We start from the raw sequence: 19,957 nt of genomic DNA, 5'->3' as shown, positions 1-19,957 counted from the left end.
GAGGACGCACATGGAAGCGATGAAACTGTGGTTCGAGTTGCATATGCTGCAGAGCCAGTACATCAGCAATCTGGACAACGACCGGCTGGAAGCATGGCCCACGTTGTTCACCGAAGACTGCACGTACGAGATCGTACCGAAGGAAAACGCTGACATGGGTTTGCCTATTGGCATCATTCACTGCACGAACCAGCGCATGCTGCGCGACCGCGTGGTGTCGCTGCGCAACGCGAATATTTTTGAGGAACACACGTACCGTCATATGACATCAGGCCTGACGGTGATGAGCGAGAAGGACGGCGTGATCGAAACGGAAAGTAGCTACGTGGTGGTGCAAACGCGCTCCAACGGCGAAACCGACGTGTATCAGGCAGGCAAGTATTACGACCGCGTCGTGCGTACGCCGGAAGGTTTGCGCTATCAGAGCAAGCGCGTGGTCTACGACACGTCGCGCGTGCAGACGCTGCTCGCTACGCCGATCTGAAGGAGCGAATATGGAACAGGCACTCGAGAACTGGCAGGCCATCGGCACGCTCGACGATTTCACCGAAGGCGAGCCGGCGGCGGTCGTGGCCGGCAACCGGCAGATCGCGATATTCAGGCTCGGCGACGAAGTGTTCGCGCTGAACGATCTGTGTTCGCATGGTCATGCGCGGCTGTCGGACGGCTACGTGGAAGACGGTTGCGTCGAATGTCCGCTGCATCAGGGGCTCATCGACATTCGTTCAGGCGCGCCGCGCTGCGCACCGGTCACGGAACCGGTGCGCGCGTTCCCGATCCGTATCGTCGATTCGCGGGTGGAAGTTCATGTCGACTGAGCGGCATGTGATTGTCGGGGCGGGACATGCCGCGCGGCGCGCCGCGCAAACGCTGCGCGAGCGCGATCCCGGCGCGCGCATCGTGATGATCGGCGCGGAGCCGCATGCGCCCTATGATCGCCCTGTGCTGTCGAAAGACGCGCTGATCGTGGAAGGAGGCGAGCAGAAGGCGTTCGTTCGCGAGCCGGACTGGTACGCCGCGCAGGATATCGAGTTGCGGCTGTCCACGACCGTCGAGTCGATTGACCGGGTTCGCAACGCAGTGCGACTGTCCGACGGTAGCGCGCTCGGCTACGACAGATTGCTGCTCGCAACCGGCTCGCGCGTGCGTGAGTTTTCGGGCACAGTGGATGAGCGAATTGCGCTGTACTACGTACGGACGCTGGCCGACTCACTGGCGTTGCGCGCCGCGCTCGCGCCCGGCAGACGGGTTGCCATCCTCGGCGGCGGCTTTATCGGGCTCGAAGTGGCCGCCGCCGTGAGGCAAGCAGGCTGCGAGGCGACGGTAATCGAACCGGCGCCTGTGCTGCTGCAACGGTCGCTGCCGCAGGCGGCGTCGCGCTTCGTCGCGCAACTTCATACGCGGTGCGGCGTGGTGCTGCGACTCGGCGAGACGCCGGTAGCCATCGGCTACGAGAATGGCCGGGCGTTGATCGAAACGGATCGTGGCACGCTTACGGCCGATCTCGTCGTGGTGGGTATCGGCGTGCTGCCGAATGTCGAACTCGCGGGCGACGCGGGACTTGAAGTGAAAAGCGGCATCGTTGTGGACACGCAATGCCGCACGTCCGACCCGCGTATTTTCGCTGCCGGTGAAGTGACGATGCATTTCAACCCGTTGCTCGGGCGGCACGTTCGCATCGAATCGTGGCAGGTCGCAGAGAATCAACCTGTGGTTGCGGCGGCCAACATGCTTGGCGACACGCAGGAGTACGCGGAGTGGCCGTGGCTGTGGTCCGATCAGTTCGATTGCAATATCCAGACGCTCGGCACGATTGAGGCGTTGCACACGGTGATCGGGCGTGGCGATGCGCAACAGGGTCCGTTCTGCCTGTTCGCGTTCGACGAAACGCAGCGCTTGCGCGGGGTCGTAGCAATCAATGCTGGTCGTGAGATGGCCGCTGCGAAGCGGCTCATCGCGTCCGCCAAGCCGCTTGATCCTGCCTTGCTCGCCGACGCTACCGTGAGCTTGAGATCAATGTTGTAGAACCGGCAGATTCGAGATCCGCCGTGAAGGCCGTGCGAGTCCTCGCTCGCACGGCTGACTTCTTTTCGAAGTTCGTTGCCTACAAGGCTGCCTGAAACGAGGCCTGAAAGCGCTTGGGCCGCAACCCCGCCTGAAACCATTCGACCATCGTCACGATATCGAACACCGGCACGCCGAACCGTTCGCTGATCAACGCAGAGTAAGGCGCGAAGTTGCTGCATTCGCTGATGATCGCGCCGGTTTCCGGATGCGCGGACAACAAACGCTCAGCGCATTCGAGCAGATCGGCGGCCTGTTCGTCGAAGTTCACCGTCGGCGCATTCTCCAGATTGTTGCGAAAGAACTGGCTGTCTTCGCGCAAACCAGCCACCGGCAGATCGGTCGGCGCGTTCGCGGCAAGCAGATGTCGAGGCGTCAGCGAAGCGGCGCGCGCGGTGAGGACGCCCACGCGCTGCCGCTTCGGCAACAGCATGGCGACCGACGGAATCTGCAGCAGCGCGGAGGTAGCGACTGGCACGGCGCAGCGTTCAGTCAACGCCTGCTGGAAGGCCACGAGAAAGCCGCAACTCGTCGTGATGCCGTCCACGCCGAGATCGACGAGCTGCAGCGCAGCTTCGACGAAGCGTTCGATGAGAGGCACAGCCGCCTTCTCTTCGCCGCTTGTGGCCGCCATGACCTGCGGGCCAGTGACCCCCGTTACGAGGCCGTATTGAACGGGAAAGGACCAAGTCGCGCCGTGGCCGATGTCGCCGGGCAAGCGCTGAAAGCCGGTGTCGAGCATCAGGATGCCGATGCTTACGCCGTGAATCGTGCGACGACGCGGGCGGAGCTCGCGCGCGTCGCTCGCGGCCTGGTTGTCGGGAAGCGAGTGGAGTGTCATGAATCAGTTGACGAAGCAGTTGCACGCGTCGAGCGCGGCGGGAATCGGCAGGTTGAGCGCGGCCATCTTTCGGCGGTTGATCAAAGCCTTGTAGTCGGCGGGCACAGCGCGATATACGGGCATCGCCGACGGCTTGACGCCCTTGATCATTTGCAGCGCCATATCCGCGGCGTGTGCCCCTTGCGATTCATAGGACGGCGCATAGGCGACGGCAATAATGTCGCCCTTGCGGATCAGTTCATGCTCGGCGCTGAGAATCGGCACATGCATATGGTCGGTGACCGAGGCGACCGCTGGCAACGAAGACTGGACCAGGCTGGAGCCGATCGCATAGAAGAAGTCGATGCCTTGCAGCGTGCCGGCGCGTTGCGGCACGTCGACGGAGGAATCCGCCGAGGTCGCGACCATATCGAGGCCTGCCTTTGCCGCAGCCTCCTTCAGACTCGCAATGGCGGCGACATCGTTGACTTCGCCGGAGTTGTACAGCACGCCAAATTTCTTCGCCATAGGAAAGACCTTTTTCGCGAAATCGAGCACGGCATTGTAGTCGGTGACGCTCGAGGTGCCGTTGATGCGGGCGCTGCCGTGCTGCCAGTCGGGCACGATGCCTGCCTTCACCGGGTCCGTCACCTGCGAGAACACCAGCGGCGTACCCGTGTCGCTAACGTTGCGCACGGCGGCCTGCGCAACCGGCGTCGTGATGGTCAGGATCACGGAAGGGTGCTGCGCGACGATCTGCGCGAGGGTCTGAGGAATCAGGCTCGGCGTGAAGTTCGCGTCGCTGTAAACGTAGCGCACAGTTTTATTTTCCACGTAGCCATGAGCTTGCATTTCGTCCTTGAAGCCCTGAATGGTGCGCGACAGCGCCGGGTGCGGGCCGAAGTTGGCGATACCCACAACAATGGGTGCGGGGGAGACGGTTTGTGCATGTGTGGCGGTGGGCAGGATGGTGCCAAGGCCGAGTGCCATCGACAACAACGCGGTTGCCATGCCACGGCGTTTGCCGAACCGTTGAACACACTCGCTGAGCAGTTTCATAACGTATTTGCTTGATAGAAAGACAATGTGAGAGTGGGGAGGGACAACCGGCGATGTCTTCGCACCGTCGAAACGAACTCATTCTGATCGAGCCGTTCCGTTCGGCCCACGGCGTCAAAATAAACAGTTCCGAATGCCTAATAATTGAAGCCGCTGGCGAAGTCCCTTTGCAGGGGAGTCCATGTTATTGAATGAGCCAGGCCGCCGGAATGCCGGCCTGCAAAGAATCGCAACGGCTCGCCACGGCGCGCGCGAACAACAGAGTAAGGCGTCGCGCTCTAGTGAAGCGATTCAGAATTGAAGGAAAACGGGTCTAACTATTTTGAGGGCGTTGTCACTGGTTTGTGCCCTTTCTAGTCTTCGCTGTGGCAAGCGCGTTGCGTTACGGACGTGCCCAACATCCTACGAAGCAGAACTTCCCACAAACCATCGATCCCTCCACGGACCTTCGAGATGAAACGTATCTGTACTACGGCGCTGCTCCTCTCCCTTGCGGCTGCCGCCCACGCGCAGAGCGCGCCGAGTTCCAGCGTCACGCTGTATGGCGTGGTGATGTCGGGTCTGATCTACTCCAACAACTCGCTGAAGGGCGCATCGATCGGCACGGCGAACGGTCCGAGCCGTTGGGGCGTCCGGGGCGTCGAGGACCTCGGTGGCGGCACGAAGACGATCTTCGTGCTCGAAGGCGGTTTCAACCCGAACACCGGCTCGGCGGCGCAAGGGGGCCGCGAATTTGGCCGTCAGGCATACGTAGGTTTGACCGACGATCGCTTTGGCTCCTTGACCTTCGGCCGCCAGTACGATCTGACGCAGGACTGGCTCGCGCAGTATTCGTCGCCGCTGATGTGGAACGGCTACACGGCGACTATCGGCGATAACAACAACTTCAACTACCAGTTCCGCACCAATAACGCGGTGAAGTATGTGTCGCCGTCGTATCGGGGCTTGCAGGCGGGCTTGATGTACAGCTTCGGCGGCGTGGCCGGGAGCTTCGGCAATCAGAGCGCGATCGGCGCAGGCGTGAATTACGCGCAAGGCCCTGTGAAGCTCTCCGCGGCCTACATGCGGATGAATCACCCCGCATCGGCCTCGAGCGAAGGCCTGTGGAACACCTCGTTGTTCGCGTCGATTTCGGCCAAATCGCCGACGTTTTCGTATGCGATCTCGCCGTCCAGTATGGAAATCTACGGGGCGGGCGGCCAGTATGCGTTCACGAAGACGACGTTTGCGAGCCTTGTCGTCACGCATAGCCGTTATGATGATCTTGGCGTCGCGCAACTGGGTCTCACGCATGGCCGCGCGAGCTACACCAACATCGAGGCCAATGTGAGTCACTTCTTCGCGCCCGACTATCAGGCCGCGTTCGACTACGTGTACACCACCGGCACGATCCAACCGACCAACTTCAAACCGCAATACCACCAGTTTTCGCTCATCAACAACTACTTCCTGTCCAAGCGCACGGCGCTCTACCTGGACGGCATATTCCAGCTGGCAGCCGGCGATGCACAGCACGCTAATATCGAATATGCCAGCGGTTCGGGCGGTGCGTCGTCGACCAAACGGCAGGTGGCAATTACTGCGGGCATTTTTCACCGGTTCTAATGGTGATGAAGCGTGGGCGGCCCGGTCGCGCCGGGCTTGCGCCGAAGCAGACGCGAATGAAGTAGACATGAAACGAGGCCCCGCGCTCGTCGCGTTCAAGGACGCGGCGAACCGTGTCCCGCCAGAGGAGTCGCAATTCACATGAGTCGTGAACAGGCAACAGGTTCAGTGCAGCCTTCATCGCAGCCCCCAGACACGTGCCAGTCAGGACACGTAGCCGGCGGTCATGCCGACCGGGTGAGCGGTGCCCGGATCGTCGCCGAAGTGCTCGGCGCCTACGGCGTGCCCGCCGTCACCTTCATTCCCGGGGAAGGCATTCTCGAAATCGTCGATGCACTCGCCCTCCACATGCCGCATATCGCGCTGGCGAGTTTCCGCCACGAGGCCGGCATGGCCTACGCTGCCCAGGCGATCGGGCAACTGCGCGACCAGCCTGGCATCTGTCTTGCCGCTCGCGCGCCCGGCGCGTTGAACACCACGCTGGCCGTCCATACGGCGTACACGGATAGTGCGCCGATGATCCTGATCGTCGGGCAGGGGAGCCAGGCAATCTCCGGCCGTGAGGCGATGCTCAATCCGGACGACTTCCAGCGCGTGTTCGGTCCGCTTGCCAAATGGGTGGGTCTGATCGACGCACCCGAGCGCATCGGCGAGATGTTCGCCCGTGCGTGGCATGTGGCGATGAGCGGGCGGCGCGGACCCGTGGTGCTGGTTTTGCCGGAGGACGTGGCACACGCTCACGCGAAGCCCGTCATTCCGCCAAGGCCGCAATTGCTCGCGCCGTCAATTGCGCGCGGCGACATGGAGCGTTTGCGCGCCATGCTGCAAACGGCGCAGCGTCCGTTGATGATCGCGGGCGGAACGGGCTGGCAGCCCGAATCGCTGAAAACGCTCGCGAGACTCGCCTGCCAGCATCTCGTGCCGGTCGCGACAACGTACCGGCGCCGGGATCTGCTGGATCATGACGACGCCGTGTTTGTCGGCGAGATCGGCATCGGAATCGACCCGCAGCTCGCGCAACGCGTGAGCGAAGCCGATCTGCTGATTGTGCTGAACGGTCGTCTCGGTGAACTGAACACACTGGGCGAGGGTTTCAAGGGTTATGCGCTGATCGCACCCGATGCTCAGCAGCGCGGTCACGCCCAGCGCCTCGTCCATATACACGCCGACGCGGGTGAGTTGAACGCCGTCTATCAGGCAGATATCGCGATGCTGGCGGAATGCAACGCGGCAGTCGACTCCTGGCGGGAAGCGAGCGAGGACGTGGTCCCGTGGTGCGACTCGCACGCGTTCGACGCCCGTCACGAGTGGATGCGCACGTTGCGCGCAGAGCGGCTTGCGCATATCGCGAGCGGATACTGCGAAGGCCCGCTCGATCTGCGCGCCGTGTATGCAACGCTCGACGCCGCGCTTGCTGACAACGCTATCGTGACTTCGGGCGCGGGCTCATATGCGATCTGGCCGCAACGCTATCTAACGCACCACCGTCCGGGAACCCAGTTGGGTCCGAAAAGTGGTGCGATGGGCTACGGGCTTGCTGCCGCGATCGGCGCGGCGCTGGTGCTGGAGCCCGGACGTCAGATTGTCGCGATAGCCGGCGACGGCTGCCTGATGATGCACGCGGAAGAGCTGGAAACGGCTGTGCGGCTCGGCGTCTCGCTGCTCGTGCTGGTCGTGAACAACCGCGCGTACGGGGCCATCGACGCCGCGCAGCGGCGGCTTTTCGGGCGCACGGCGGGCACCGAACTCGGCAACATCGATTTCGCCGCGTTCGCGGGCGCATTCGGCGTGAAGAGCTGGGCGGTCGACGAGACGGCCGCGTTCGCGCCCGCGCTCGACGCCGCACTGGCCGCGCCGGGCGTCAGGCTGATCGAATTGCGCGTGCCGCGTTCGGTCGGCAAGCCGCTCGCGTGAGGTGTTGCGGTGCGTGAGTCGGCCGATGCCCTTCAAACGGATTGTGTAAACCCCCATACTTTTTTTAGGCTCATGAAAGCAATTCAAACACTTGGGTCGGACCCGAGTGCGACACGCCCGTCCGCGCCGGCGCATCAGCATGCGTCGCGCGCCGGGACCGTGCCGCGCGGCGCGCGGGGCAGCGCGATCGTCGTTGGTGCGGGCATCACCGGCTTGACTGCGGCTTACCGCCTGGATCGCGCGGGTCTGCGCGTAACCGTGCTGGAGGCGAACGAGGTAGTCGGCGGACGCATGGGCGACCGGCGTGTCGGCGATATTGCGTTCAATAGCGGCGCGCGTCTTGTGTATCCGTTCGGACGCGCATTCAACCGGTTGATCGCGGATCTGGCGCTTCAGGACATGCTGATTCCGCTGCGCCACCTGACGGCGCAATGCGTCTCGGCTGGCGGCAGCCATACGATTGAGCTAATGCCTTCGGTGCGTTCGCTGGGTACGCCCGGTCTACCTTTGCTGGAGCGCGTCGCGCTTGTCGGGCACGCGCTCAGGATGCGCGCGCAGCGCAGCCGCGTCGACCCGGACTGGGCGATGAGCGCCATGGCCGTTGACCCGGCCGCCGATCTACAGACGCTTGCGCAATACGTGCGCGACGCAATCGGACCGCAGGCGCTTTCCAACATGGTCGAGCCGGTGTTTCGCTCCACCCGCAGCTTCAACCCGGAAACGCTGTCCGCGCTGTTCTATCGGAGTACCGTGCCGCATCTGATCGGCGAAGACACGGTCTACACACTCAGAGGCGGCATGGGCGGCGTATGCCAGGCACTCGCGGCGCAGCTGGATGTGCGGACGAACGCGGCCGTCATCTCGATCGAGGCAGTGCAGGATCTCAGCGCGCCAGGCCGCGGTGACGCAACGGCCGCTTCCGGGGGAGCGAGCGCACGGGGACAGCGGTTCGCCGTGACGCTGCGTGACGGGACGGTGCTGAGCGCCGACCACGTGGTGTGCGCAACCGAGGGCTCGCTTGCGGGCGCGCTGATCTGCAACCCGCAGCGCGAAGAGCGCGAGATGCTCGAGGCGGTGCGGTACAACACGCTCGGCGTCGTCCATTACGGCTTTTCGAAGCCGCTTGCGCCGCTGATGCAGTTCGCGCCGCGGGGATCGCCCAGCCGCATTTCGACGTTCCAGCAGTTGCCGGCGTCGCCCGCGGGCGGTCGCCCGCTCACGCAAATTTATTGCCAACTGACGCCGGAAGCTGCCTACGAAGCCGAGCGCCGCGGCTTGACGGGCAACCTCGACGTACTGCTGCGCGACGAACTGCGCGCGCGCATTCCGGATTTCGACCGCCATGTGAGCGCGGTTGTGACACAGTGGATACCGCGCAAGCTGCCGGTGTTCGCGCCGGGCTACGGCGCGCGTCTGCAGGCGTTCTGGCGCTGGCAGGAGGACCCCGCGCGCAACGTAGCGCGGCCGGTGGTGTACTGCGGCGACTGGACCTCTCAGGCGCTGTTGACGGGCGCCTGTGCGAGCGGCGAACGTGCCGCGCAGATTGTGCTGACGCGCGCGCAAAACTAGGCAAAGCGGACCAACTTTTAGCGAAACGGCATAAGCCAGAGCCGGAATAAATTCGCTCGCGGCTTCAATGCTACAAATTCGCTACCCCACTTAAGCTACGGAAATCTGCAATGAAGGGTTCAATCAGCACCGCCCGTCGCCAGCCGGCTGCCCGGCGCGCCATCCTTGCTGCGATCGCGGGCATCGCAGCACTGTCCGGCCTGCTTGCCGCGCCGGGCTCGACACTCGCGCAGCCGGGCACGCCCGCCACGATCGGCATTGCCAATCTCGGGCCACACCCTTCGCTGGCCATGACGATTCAGGGCTTCAAGGACGAGATGGCGCACGAGGGCTACGTAGAGGGCAAGAACGTCAATTATGTGTACAGCGACGCGAACTTCACGCAGGCGCTGATGCCGCAAATGTTTTCGCAGATTCTCGCGAAGAACCCGGCGCTGATCCTGACCGTCACGACCTCTGTTTCGCAGGTGGCACGCTCGGCGGTGGCCAACCCGGCAATTCCGCTCGTCTTCACCGAAGTGACCGATCCGGTCGCCGCCGGCCTCACGCCGAACTGGCAGCACGGCAGCGACCGCTTCAACGGCTCGTCCGACCTGCAGGACTTCGACGCCGTGCTGGCCTTCGCGAAGAAACTGCTGCCGGGCGTCAAGTCGTTCGGCACGCTGTACAACCCCGGTGAAGCAAACGACGTGGTCACGACGCACGCGCTCGAAGCCGCCGCGAAACGCGCTGGCCTTGAATTCAAGCCGGTCAGCGTGGATAGCGTGAACGACATCACGCAGCGCGCACAGATGCTCAACGGCGTCGGCTTCGTGTACATCACCGGTTCGAATCTTGTGCAATCAGCGATACCCGCCGTGGCGGCGAGCATGCAGCGCATGAAGGTGCCCGTGATCAGTTCCGAAACTGAGGCGATCAAGAAAGGCATGGCGACGGCTTCCTACGCCGTCTCGTTGCAGTCGGTCGGCGCGAACGCGGCTCGCGTGGCCGTACGCGTACTAAAGGGCGACAAGACCAGCGCGATGCCCGTCATGCTCCCCGCCAAAGCGGATTACGTTACCCAGATCAGCCGCAACCAGTTTACGAAGATCGGCCTGACCGTGCCCGCGTCGTTCAAGGACTGCAAATGCTTCATCGACTGAAAGACCATCCGTCAGCCAAAGTGATGACCATGCGCGAGAAACACATACCGATGCTGTCGGTGGAGCAGATAAGCAAGACCTTCCATCCCGGCACCGTCGACGAGCGGATCGCGCTGACCGACGTGTCGCTCAAGTTACAGGCGGGTGACTTCGCCGTCGTGGTGGGCGGCAACGGCGCCGGCAAATCCACATTTCTGAACATGCTGGCTGGCGAAGTGATGCCCGACTCGGGCGTCATCACCATCGACGGCACCGCGATCACGTCGCTGCCTACACATGAGCGCGCGAAGTACATCTCGCGCGTGTTCCAGGATCCGTCGATTGGCACGGCCACGGCGCTTAGCCTCGAGGAAAATCTGGCGGTCGCGAATCTGCGTGGCCTCAAGCGTGGATTTGGACGAGGTCTGACGCGGGTGCAATCGGAGGCGTTCCGCGAGCGGATGGCCTCGTTCGATCTGGGCCTGGAAAAACGCATGAAGGCCAAGGCCTCGCTGCTCTCGGGCGGACAGCGTCAGGCGCTTTCGTTGCTGATGGCGGTGCTGCAGCGTCCACAACTGTTGCTGCTAGACGAGCACACCGCGGCGCTCGATCCGCGCACTGCCGCGATCGTGATGCGCGTCACTGAACAGGTGGTGCGCGAAGCTGGCCTCACCACGCTGATGGTCACGCACAATATGCAGCACGCGCTGGACTATGGCAACCGCCTCGTGATGATGCGCGACGGGCGTATCGTCGGCGATTTGACGGGCGACGCGAAGCGCGCCATGACGATGGAAAAGCTCATGGCAACCTTCAATGAAGAGCCAGCAATGGCACACACGGTGAACGCATGAATCTGATCAGTGGTTTTATCGGTCTGGTGCCGGTCGGCATGATGCAGGGGTTGACGTATGCGTTGATTGCCGTGGCCATCATGATACCGTTCCGCATTCTGAACTTCTCGGACATGACGGGCGAAGGCGCATTTCCGTTCGGCGCATGTGTGTGCGCGAAGCTGCTGATGATCGGCTTCGATCCGGTCATGGCGCTGCTTGGCGGTGCGCTCGCCGGTTTCGTCGCGGGGGTGCTTACGGGCTATATTCACGAAAAGGCGAAGATCAACACACTGCTGTGCGGCATTCTGGTGTTGTCGATGCTGTATTCAGTGAATATTCGCGTGATGGGTCAGCCGAATTCGGCGCTGTTCGCGTACTCCAGCGTTTTCTCGTGGCTGCCCGATGCAGGCGGCGGTTACTTGCCGCGCATTGTCATGCTGGTCGTGATCGACACGGTGGTTGGCGTGGGCGTGCTGTGGTTCCTCGGCACGCAGCACGGGCTCGCAATGCGTGCCATCGGCTCCAGCCCTTCGATGGCCAAAGCACAGGGCATCAACGTGAAAGTCTATACGCTGGTGGGCCTAGGTCTCGCGAATCTGTTCGCTGCGCTCGGTGGTGCGATGCTCGCGCAGAACCAGGGTTTCGCCGACGTCAACATGGGCTTTGGCGTGCTCGTGAACGGCCTGGCCGCGCTGCTGCTCGGTGAAGCGGTGGTGGGCAACCGTTCGATGCTGCGCCAGGTGCTCGCGCCGATCCTCGGTTCGATTATCTACTTCCAGTTGATCTCGGTTGTGCTCGCAATTGGCTTCCAGCCCTCCGATCTCAAGCTCGTCACGGCGCTCTTTGTACTGGTCACGCTACTTTCGATGGCGGCGCGCAAGAAGCGCGGTAGCAACAGCAGGAAGTCGAAGGCGGTGGCTGCAAGCGCCTAACCTCATTCCGGCGCGACATGTTCGCCGCACCGGAACGGTGGAACGCGGAGATTACCGGCAATAAAGCAGAAGGCCCAGAACGCTATGTCTGGGCCTTTTTATTTGTGGCACCCGCTTGCGAGCCCGTTGTGCATGTGATCAGCGTGCCGCGAGCGACGCCGCGAGTCCCTGCCAGCGCGCGTACGGTTTGTCCGACGCGATGCCCAACTGGTCGAGCACCCGCATCACCGTGTAATCGATCATCGCGTCGATGCCGTCCGGCTTCGCATAGAACGCGGGCATCGGCGGCATGACGACGGCGCCCATCTCGGTGACGAGCGTCATGTTGCGCAGATGCGCGAGCGTCAGAGGCGTCTCGCGCGCCAGCAGCACGAGCTTGCGCCGCTCTTTCAGCGTGACGCTCGCTGCGCGTGCGACGAGATTGTCGTCGAATCCATACGCGACCGCGGCCAGCGTTTTCATGGAACATGGCGCGACCACCATGCCGTCGTGCTGGAACGACCCGCTGGCGATGCTTGCGCCGACTTCGTTCTGATCGTGACAGACGTCTGCCGCGTCGCGCAGCGCGGCGCGATCCAATCCGGTTTCATCGGCGAGGGTCATCCAGCCCGCGCGCGAGACGACCAGGTGGGTGACGACACCCGATGCGCGCAGCGCTTCGAGTAGCCGCACGCCGTAGACCGCGCCGGTCGCCCCGGTGATCGCGACGACGACGCGCTTTTCCTGCGCACGCACTTCTTCATGGAGAGCGGAAGTGCCGGTGCTCATGACATTGAACGCGAAAAATGCGGCAGATAGTCGTCGAGTACGATTTGCTGCACGCCTGGAATCGACTTGCGCTCGAACTCGGCTTCGCGTCCCCACGGCTTCGTTGCGTCGAGCGCGAGGCGGCCCCAATGGTCCTTATGCGGGTCGCGATAGAAGCCCGGCACGTCGTGAACCACCATCGTGCGCGTGTCGGCGCGGCCACGTGTGAGGAACGCCCACATCACCTCGTCCATGTTGTAGATATCGACGTCTTTGTCGACCACGACCACGAGCTTGTTGTAGTCGAGGTGCGAGCCGAGTGCGGCCAGCAGAGCATGCTGCGCGTGCCCTTCGTATTGCTTGTCGAGCTTAATGATGGTGTTCATCACCGTAGGTCGGCAACTCACGTCGAGCACGCCGCGCACCTGGCCGGTGATCGCCTTGTAGATGCGCGCGGCGGTGGCAGCTTCGAGCGGACGCAGGTCCTCGTCGGACCCACAGATGAGCCCTTGGTAGACCGCGCCTTCACGCCAGCCGACGTGCGTGACTTCGAACACGTGGTTGTCGCCCACCTCGACGTAGTAACCCATGAACTCGCCGAACGGGCCTTCCGGTCGTTTCACGTTCGGCAGAATGCGCCCTTCGATGACGATCTCCGCCGAAGCCGGCACGTCGAGACCGACTGTGAAAGCGGGGCGCACGGCGATGGGGCCGCCGCGCATCGTGGCGGCGAGCCTCAGTTCGTCGGCGTCCGGCGGCAACGACACACACGCGCTCATGAAAATTTCGGGATCGGCGCCGAGCAGGATCACGGCTTCCAGGGCTTCGCCGCGCGCTTCCGCGCGCAACTGGAACTGTGCGAGATCATGGCTGCTGCCGAGTCGGATGCGCAGTTCGTCGTCCGACACCACCATTGAGCGATGGAACGACAGGTTGCTGCGGCCGCTGTCCGGGTCTTTCGCGAGGAACACGCCTGCTGTGATGTACGGTGCACCATCGCGCTCGTGATGTGTGAGAATCGGCAGGTCAGAGAGCTTGCCGGTTATCCAGTCCGCGGGCGGCGCGACGCGTTCAAATGGCGTGTCGAGTTCCGCCGCGAGTGTAATCGCGCGCGTGAGGCGCGCGCAGAATGTCTCTTCCTCTTCGCAGCGAATGATCTCGCGCAGCCGGTCGTGATCGGTATAGAGGTTCAGCAGGACGGGCAGACGGCTGCCGCGCACGTTCTCGAACAGCACGGGCCGCGTGGTTTCCTGCTGCAGGCGGCGCGCGACAGCGGCCACTTCGTAGCGCGGATCGACTTCGCGCGTCACGGTCAGGAGTTCGTCGCGTGCCCGCAGTCGGGAGAGGTAATGTCTCATCGTGGGGTAAATCTCGTCGGTAGTCTTGGGTAATCGTGGGTAATCGCTCGTCGCGGCCGATGCCGCATGCGGGTTGCCAGCATCGGCTACTTATACCTGTGCCAATTCGAGGGCACGTGAGCTATCGGGGCGTCGATCTAGGCAAAGCGGTTTTTTATTTTCAGCGTCGGCGCTTTGCGCTGTCGGCTAGGGAGAGTCACTAAGGGCAGACTTATTTTGGCGGGTCAATAATGATGGGGTCTGCGATTCGTCGGCTCGTTCCCTGGATTGTTCGCTGAATCGCGGGGTCAGCTCACCTGCTTATCTGACTTTGGAGCCCGATATGCCGACGATTTCCGCAACGCCCTTGGGTCTTTTTCGCACGTCGCTTGCTGGGCCGCAATCGCGACTCACTGAAGCGTTCGACGCGCTGCGCACCCGGCCGGACTGCATCAGCGTGTCCGAATTCGGGCTCTACGGCGCTATCGTGCCGGTACCGGGCGATGCGCAAGAGGGTGCGTGGCGCATGGCGAGCATTCGCGACGAAATCTTCATTGTCGTGTCGGACTGTAATTACGCGCATAGCCGCTCGGAAAGCGTGCTGCCCGAGTCCTTCGTCGAATTTCACTTCTCGTTGTCAGGCCCTGCGAGCGTGGACTTTTCCGACACCGGCAATCTGCAGGTGAACGCGCCCAATCTGCTGGTATGCCGGCAAGGCGCGGACGTGCGCTACCAGGTCACGTGTGGGCCAGGGCCTTGGCAGTCAGTCGGCCTCTATGTCACGCAGCGGTACTTCGACCGGCTCCTGCGGTCGCTCGGCGGCGAAGCGGATCGCATCCGCGCGGAACTGGCCACAGTTGGCTTCGACCAGATCTATAACCGCCAGATGCCGTTCAGCGTCGAAGCGCTGCATATTGCTGAACAGCTGCTTGCATCGCCGTACCGTGGCGCGCGGCAGATGCTGTATCTCGAAGGCAAGTGCACGGAGATTCTGTGTGCGTGCATCGAGATGTGGCTCGCGCATCTGAATGCCGACAAACCGGGCGAAACGCTTTCGGCGCGTGATCTGCGTCTAATCGAGAAGGCGCGCGAATTGATCGTGGAAGATTTGCGGCGCGCGCCTACCATTCCCGAATTGGCGCGCGTGGTAGGCACCAACGCATCCAAGCTGAAACGCGGGTTCAAGTTTCTCTACGGCATGACGATCTTCGACTACGGGCATCGTTGTCGCATGAACCATGCGCTGCATCTACTGGTGGACGAACGTCAGCCGGTGGGTCAGGTGGCGCTCGCGGTGGGGTATCAGCACCAGACCAGTTTTACCGCGGCATTTCGCGACTACTTCGGTTTTGCGCCGAAAGACGCGCGTCGTCTCGCCAGTCCGATCGACCGCAGGCCGGCAACTTTGAGCGACGCCGATGAGCAGAACGGCAAAGACCGCGTGCGCGAAATCGCGCGACAAGCCGTCAGTGACATCGCGGACAAGACGCCGCCCGAACAACGCTGATGCGCAGCCTGGATTTGCGCGACGCATTTTGATGTAGGAATTCGGCAGGATCGCCCGGCGCATGATGTTCGCGTTTCTTTTGCGTTGCTAGCATCGGTCATCGTCAAACAGGTCGTGTGTTCGTCACATGACCTGCGATGCCCGAATGTCCCGCCTCCGCGGGCAACACCACGCAACGAAAGGAAACACGATGACGTCTATCGCAGTTCGCAACCCTCGCACCGGCGAGCTCGACTATCAGATCGACGACATGGACGCAGCGCGCATCGGCGCCGCTGTATCCGCTGCTCGCGAAGCACAACACGCATGGGCGCAGGGCGGCCTCGCGTATCGCACGAAGGCCTTGCTCGCCTGGGCCGACGAACTTGAAAAGAATGGTGCCGACGTAGTCGCAGCGCTTTCCGTCGATACGGCGCGCCACCGTATTTCAGCGGAAGAACTGGGGGCGGTGATCCACTTCATTCACGGTTTCTGCGAGCACGCGCCGAACGTGCTCGCTACGCCGTTCCGCAAGCTTGACGCGCATCCGGACATCGTGTTCAAGGTCACGTATGCAGCCTATCCGGTGGTCGGCGTCATCAGTCCGTGGAATTTCCCGCTCGTCTTATCGTTCATCGATGCGATTCCCGCGCTGGTCGCGGGCGCCGCTGTCGTCATCAAGCCGAGCGAAGTGACGCCGCGCTTCATTGAGCCGCTGCGCCGGACTATCGCGGCGGTGCCAGAACTCGCGAATATCATCACGCTCGTGACAGGCGGCGCGCAAACGGGCGCGGCAATCGTCACGCAATCGGATGCCGTGGTGTTCACGGGCAGCGTGCCGACAGGCCAGAAGATCGCGGCGGCTGCGGCGCAAGCGTTTATTCCGGCGTTCCTCGAACTGGGCGGCAAGGACGCGGCAGTTGTGCTCGCAGGCTCCGATGTCGAGCGCGCGGCGACCTGCATTCTGCGCAGCGCACTGTATAACTCAGGGCAGGTATGCTACGCGATCGAACGGGTGTATGCGCATGACTCGCTATACGACGCGCTGGTCGCGGAGCTGAGCCGGCAGGCCGCTGCGTTGAAGCGCAGCGTCGCGGCCGGCGATGGCGGTCACTACGGCCCGATGATCTTCGAAAAGCAGGCGGCGACAATCGATGCCCAACTTGACGATGCCGTGAGCAAGGGCGCTTCGATCGTGCTCGGCGGCAAGAGCGAGCTGAGCAATGGCGCCGTGTGGCTCGACCCGACCATCGTGACGAACGTCGACCACACGATGACCCTGATGACCGAAGAGACGTTCGGCCCGGTCGTGCCCGTCATGCGTTTTCACGACGACGCCGAAGCCGAGCGTTTGATGAACGACTCGATGTTTGGTCTGAGCGGCGCAGTGTTCGGTCCGGACACGCACACTGCGGGTGACTTCGCGACGAAGATGGAGGCGGGTGGCGTCAGCATCAACGACACGGAACTGCCGCGCGTGATGATGTTCGACGGCGAGAAAACCGCGTTCAAGAAGTCGGGCATGGGCGGGTCCCGTTACGGCGCGACCAGCATCATGCGCTATGTCCGCAAGCGCGCGCTGCTGGCAAATGAAGGCGCGATCGCTTCGTTGGACAAGCTCGCTGAAAGCGAAGCCTGAAGGTCAACCAGGGGCGGCCGAGTTGCGGCTCGGCCGTCGTACGTCAGCGGAAGTTTTAGCGCCGCTTCTTTGATGACTGTTTGGCTCAGACAAGAGGATGCGTAAAAGTGGACGGGGCCTCAAGTTGCGGGGTGCGAGTCATCAAAGGACCCCGTCGGAAGGTGCGAATTCGCTCGGCTTGCCGATTGCCGCGGTCGAGCAAGTGGAGGTCATCAAAGGGGCAGACGCCGTTCTCACCGGGATGATGAATCCGACGGGCATTGTCAATGTGGTGACTAAACAGCCAACGGCCGAGGCTTCAAGGCTTCCTAAATCCGAGAGGAGAACACGGTCCATTCGTCCTAGCGCAACATTAATGCAATGTTATAACATACCATTTTCGACAACTTTACCACCAGAGGTTTTCCATGCACTCAGCCGCCGAACTACAGCGTGTCATGGCGCAAGCCAGCTCGACGAGCACCACGAAGCGCAGGAGCAGGTCGGCTTCGCCGATCGCATACTCGTATCGAAGGCGGACCTGGTGGGGGAGGCGCAAACGTACGCACTGATGCAGCGATTGAGGCAGATGAATCCTCGTGCGCCCATAAGGACTCACATTTTGGTACGACCGATGTCTCCCAACTTCTGGATATCCGAAGCTTCGACCTTGATGCAATCATCGAAATCGAGCCATACTTTCTCGAAGACGTGACACACACGCACGACGACGACGTTATGTCGTTCGTGTATCGCAATACGACGCCTCTCGATCAGGAGAAGCTCGATGCATTCTTCGGCACGATCGTGTCTATATACGGTGCGTCGATGCTGCGCTATAAGGGTGTGTTAAATATCGCAGGACTGGACCGGCGCCTGGTCTTCCACGGGGTCCATATGATCTTCGGCGCCGATTTCGGTAAGGCGTGGTCGCCCAATGACATCCGGGAAACCAGGATCGTCTTCATCGGCAAACAGTTGCCTGCAGACATTATCAAGGCGGGACTTGACGGCTGTGCGTAGTTGCCCTTTTTGACTTTCACTACTCTGCCGCGCGGACAGGTCGCCGAACTATCCATCTCGGTACGTACCAGCCACACGACGCATGATCCGCCGAAAAGCGAGGTGACAACGCCGATTGGCAGATCGTCGGGGGCGGCAAAGCGTCATATCAGTCTGCGCTTGTCCGGGTACGGTAAAAGTGGTGCCTGCAGGCGACAGCAAACCGGTCGTATCGACGTATTGCACGCGGCTACTGGCGGTTACCCCGACACCGCCTCCCAATCCGTGGAAACGCTCTCCCTGTACGTCGTAATACAGCCAGACATTCCCCGTATGCCGTGCAATTTGACTGCTAAACGAATTCGGCACCTGTGGGTCGGAATAGGTATAGCCGGCCGTGACTCTAAGGCCCGGGGCAATCTGCCCCTTGACAGAGAAGTCGAAACCTCGCGTAACTTGCGCCCCGGTGGGGACAAAGAAACCCGTCGAGAAGTCCGGCTGCGCAACGTTGTTGAGTGCGGCTCTGAATGCGCGCGCATCAATGCTCAGCATCATTCAAGAGACTGAGTTTGCGGGCCGGTGCGCAGTGCCGCTGCCAATGACGGGCGAGCCAACGGGATGGACGTGAGCGGGTGTGGGGAAGTGCACGGAGGTGGGTTATCTGACTCGGGGACGTTTAGTGGGACATGCAAGGTGCATGGTCATCAATGTCTACTCCGCCAATAGGGGCAAACACACTGAAGTCGCCGGCACTACTTTTTGCCGATGTAACGGTATGAGCCGTCCTCGTCACAGCCGCTCGACTGCTATCAAACGGAGCCTGCATAGCTCTCTTGCCAGCTTTGGTCGCCGCGACGAGGGCGGTATAAGGTCTCCCCAACCTACGTGGAACAGGCTCCCGGGAATGGAGCACATTCATGCAGTGGCGGTTGGAGCCCCCGTCTTGTCACGACTGGCCGTTGAGAACCAAAAGAGGAGTATTCGTGGAACGAGGCAAATATCCGTTCGTCCGGGAAGAGGATGTCGCAGAAGTACGAGAGATCGTGGCGAAGATGACCACGCGCAAAAGACCCGAGGGGGACAGGACTGATGCGGAGCGGTGGTTCGAAAATGCCGCGACCGCGTTGAGGGAGCATGCGATCGCAATACTCGCCGCACTTCTCGTGCTTGTATTGTTGAGCTGGATAACCGAAAGGGACACTGTCCGCGACGCATTTTTTGCAGCCAGTGCCTTGCTTGGGTTGCTTTTGATAGCGGCATCGTTTATCGGAATCGGTGGAGCGCTACCCTTTTTGAATCGGCTGCGGAAAGCTCCCTATTCATCGTTGCTTTCTGCAGCCAAAGGCGACTCTCAGACAGACTTGCCGCTGGTAAACATGTTGCTGGCCTGCAACCGCAACGCCGTGGCTTTTGAGCTGGCACAGTACAAACATGCGCGAAATTCGTTCGAAAGGCGCGGTGCGTTGCTTGCTGGTGCGATAGATAAAGTGGGACTGTTTCCGGCTATTGCGACTTTCGTAGGCGTGGCAAGTACCTTATGGTCGCACTCTGAAAATCTTATTCGAATCTTGGTATTTATCATCCCGGCCTTCTATTTTATGAATTTTCTGAGCTGGATGTTGCTTCAGGAAATGGATCGTACCATCGCAATGCTCGAATACAGCCTCGCCGTTCGAGATGCATTGGAGTCGGACGCAAAAGACGAGTGAAATACGAAGAAGAGAACGGTATACCCATGACTCACGCCCACTTTTCACTGTGAAAAGTGGGCGGCGGGCAGCTCAATCTTCTCAACGTGTGAACTGCTGCTCTGGCTGTGGCGCATCGTTTGAGGATCGCAGCGTGAA

At 61.7% G+C, this 19,957-nt stretch carries 19 protein-coding genes; 14 read left to right on the top strand and 5 right to left on the bottom strand.

Annotated features, from left to right (window positions below):
• Window positions 1-10: 10 nt before the first annotated feature.
• From andAd to andAa, 3 genes are read left to right on the top strand one after another with little or no spacing between them, the layout of a single operon-like run.
• A complete protein-coding gene (gene andAd, locus C7411_RS15535; RefSeq protein ID WP_110385157.1) occupies window positions 11-484 on the top strand; it encodes an anthranilate 1,2-dioxygenase small subunit AndAd in 474 nt (157 codons plus the stop codon).
• A 10-nt stretch (window positions 485-494) separates the two neighbouring features.
• Window positions 495-818 (top strand): anthranilate 1,2-dioxygenase ferredoxin subunit AndAb, encoded by a 324-nt coding sequence (andAb, locus tag C7411_RS15530; RefSeq protein ID WP_110385156.1) that lies wholly within the window; start codon window positions 495-497, stop codon window positions 816-818.
• Window positions 808-2,025 (top strand): anthranilate 1,2-dioxygenase system ferredoxin--NAD(+) reductase, encoded by a 1,218-nt coding sequence (gene andAa, locus C7411_RS15525; RefSeq protein ID WP_110385155.1) that lies wholly within the window; start codon window positions 808-810, stop codon window positions 2,023-2,025. Before andAb ends, andAa begins: the two co-directional genes overlap by 11 nt.
• A 79-nt stretch (window positions 2,026-2,104) precedes the next feature.
• On the opposite strand, the gene C7411_RS15520 is transcribed toward andAa, so the two are convergent.
• Together C7411_RS15520 and C7411_RS15515 are read right to left on the bottom strand one after the other, a co-directional pair.
• Window positions 2,105-2,905: an aspartate/glutamate racemase family protein gene (locus C7411_RS15520; RefSeq protein WP_110385154.1), complete on the bottom strand. Its 801-nt coding sequence runs from the start codon at window positions 2,903-2,905 to the stop codon at window positions 2,105-2,107.
• Window positions 2,906-2,908: 3 nt separating this feature from the next.
• Entirely contained in the window at window positions 2,909-3,943 is a 1,035-nt protein-coding gene (locus C7411_RS15515; protein WP_110385153.1) for an ABC transporter substrate-binding protein, read from the bottom strand.
• Window positions 3,944-4,396: 453 nt separating this feature from the next.
• Here C7411_RS15515 and C7411_RS15510 point away from each other — a divergent pair, with 453 nt between their 5' ends.
• From C7411_RS15510 to C7411_RS15485, 6 genes are all read left to right on the top strand, one after another.
• Complete coding sequence (locus C7411_RS15510; protein WP_110385152.1) at window positions 4,397-5,548, top strand: porin; 1,152 nt, start codon at window positions 4,397-4,399, stop codon at window positions 5,546-5,548.
• A gap of 237 nt (window positions 5,549-5,785) precedes the next feature.
• Window positions 5,786-7,462 (top strand): thiamine pyrophosphate-dependent enzyme, encoded by a 1,677-nt coding sequence (locus C7411_RS15505; protein ID WP_243413176.1) that lies wholly within the window; start codon window positions 5,786-5,788, stop codon window positions 7,460-7,462.
• Between the two features lie 72 nt (window positions 7,463-7,534).
• Window positions 7,535-9,031 carry a protoporphyrinogen/coproporphyrinogen oxidase gene (locus C7411_RS15500; RefSeq protein WP_110385150.1) on the top strand — a complete coding sequence of 499 codons (1,497 nt, stop codon included), beginning with the start codon at window positions 7,535-7,537 and terminating at the stop codon, window positions 9,029-9,031.
• Window positions 9,032-9,141: 110 nt separating this feature from the next.
• Complete coding sequence (locus C7411_RS15495) at window positions 9,142-10,173, top strand: ABC transporter substrate-binding protein (RefSeq protein ID WP_110385149.1); 1,032 nt, start codon at window positions 9,142-9,144, stop codon at window positions 10,171-10,173.
• Window positions 10,174-10,223: 50 nt separating this feature from the next.
• Window positions 10,224-11,006, top strand: coding sequence for an ABC transporter ATP-binding protein (locus C7411_RS15490; protein ID WP_110385245.1), 783 nt, complete (start codon window positions 10,224-10,226; stop codon window positions 11,004-11,006).
• Window positions 11,003-11,920: an ABC transporter permease gene (locus C7411_RS15485; protein ID WP_110385148.1), complete on the top strand. Its 918-nt coding sequence runs from the start codon at window positions 11,003-11,005 to the stop codon at window positions 11,918-11,920. Before C7411_RS15490 ends, C7411_RS15485 begins: the two co-directional genes overlap by 4 nt.
• 138 nt (window positions 11,921-12,058) lie before the next feature.
• On the opposite strand, the gene C7411_RS15480 is transcribed toward C7411_RS15485, so the two are convergent.
• Both C7411_RS15480 and C7411_RS15475 read right to left on the bottom strand, forming a co-directional pair.
• On the bottom strand, window positions 12,059-12,688 hold the full coding sequence (locus C7411_RS15480; protein ID WP_110385147.1) for a UbiX family flavin prenyltransferase: 630 nt from the start codon (window positions 12,686-12,688) through the stop codon (window positions 12,059-12,061).
• The gene (locus C7411_RS15475) at window positions 12,685-14,025 is read right to left on the bottom strand and encodes a UbiD family decarboxylase (RefSeq protein WP_110385146.1); all 1,341 of its coding nucleotides are present in this window, start codon (window positions 14,023-14,025) and stop codon (window positions 12,685-12,687) included. The genes C7411_RS15480 and C7411_RS15475 overlap by 4 nt, the downstream gene beginning before the upstream one ends.
• A 322-nt stretch (window positions 14,026-14,347) precedes the next feature.
• Between C7411_RS15475 and C7411_RS15470 the strand changes: the two genes are divergently transcribed.
• The 4 genes from C7411_RS15470 (at window position 14,348) to C7411_RS38150 (ending at window position 18,131) form a co-directional block, all read left to right on the top strand.
• A complete protein-coding gene (locus C7411_RS15470) occupies window positions 14,348-15,511 on the top strand; it encodes a helix-turn-helix transcriptional regulator (RefSeq protein WP_110385145.1) in 1,164 nt (387 codons plus the stop codon).
• Between the two features lie 190 nt (window positions 15,512-15,701).
• Complete coding sequence (locus tag C7411_RS15465) at window positions 15,702-17,129, top strand: aldehyde dehydrogenase family protein (RefSeq protein WP_110385144.1); 1,428 nt, start codon at window positions 15,702-15,704, stop codon at window positions 17,127-17,129.
• Window positions 17,130-17,226: 97 nt separating this feature from the next.
• On the top strand, window positions 17,227-17,823 hold the full coding sequence (locus tag C7411_RS38745) for a GTP-binding protein (protein WP_309147580.1): 597 nt from the start codon (window positions 17,227-17,229) through the stop codon (window positions 17,821-17,823).
• Between the two features lie 23 nt (window positions 17,824-17,846).
• Entirely contained in the window at window positions 17,847-18,131 is a 285-nt protein-coding gene (locus C7411_RS38150) for a GTP-binding protein (RefSeq protein WP_243413175.1), read from the top strand.
• 48 nt (window positions 18,132-18,179) lie between these two features.
• On the opposite strand, the gene C7411_RS38905 is transcribed toward C7411_RS38150, so the two are convergent.
• Window positions 18,180-18,662, bottom strand: a complete 483-nt coding sequence (locus tag C7411_RS38905) for a TonB-dependent receptor domain-containing protein (RefSeq protein ID WP_373682593.1) — start codon at window positions 18,660-18,662, stop codon at window positions 18,180-18,182.
• A 431-nt stretch (window positions 18,663-19,093) separates the two neighbouring features.
• Between C7411_RS38905 and C7411_RS15450 the strand changes: the two genes are divergently transcribed.
• A complete protein-coding gene (locus C7411_RS15450) occupies window positions 19,094-19,819 on the top strand; it encodes a hypothetical protein (protein WP_133253660.1) in 726 nt (241 codons plus the stop codon).
• Window positions 19,820-19,957: the final 138 nt, after the last annotated feature.

This window comes from Paraburkholderia silvatlantica, from assembly GCF_003096715.1.
GTDB classification, from domain to species: domain Bacteria; phylum Pseudomonadota; class Gammaproteobacteria; order Burkholderiales; family Burkholderiaceae; genus Paraburkholderia; species Paraburkholderia silvatlantica.
Note: the sequence above shows the minus strand (reverse complement) of the source record. Positions and strands in the feature narration are given on the sequence as shown.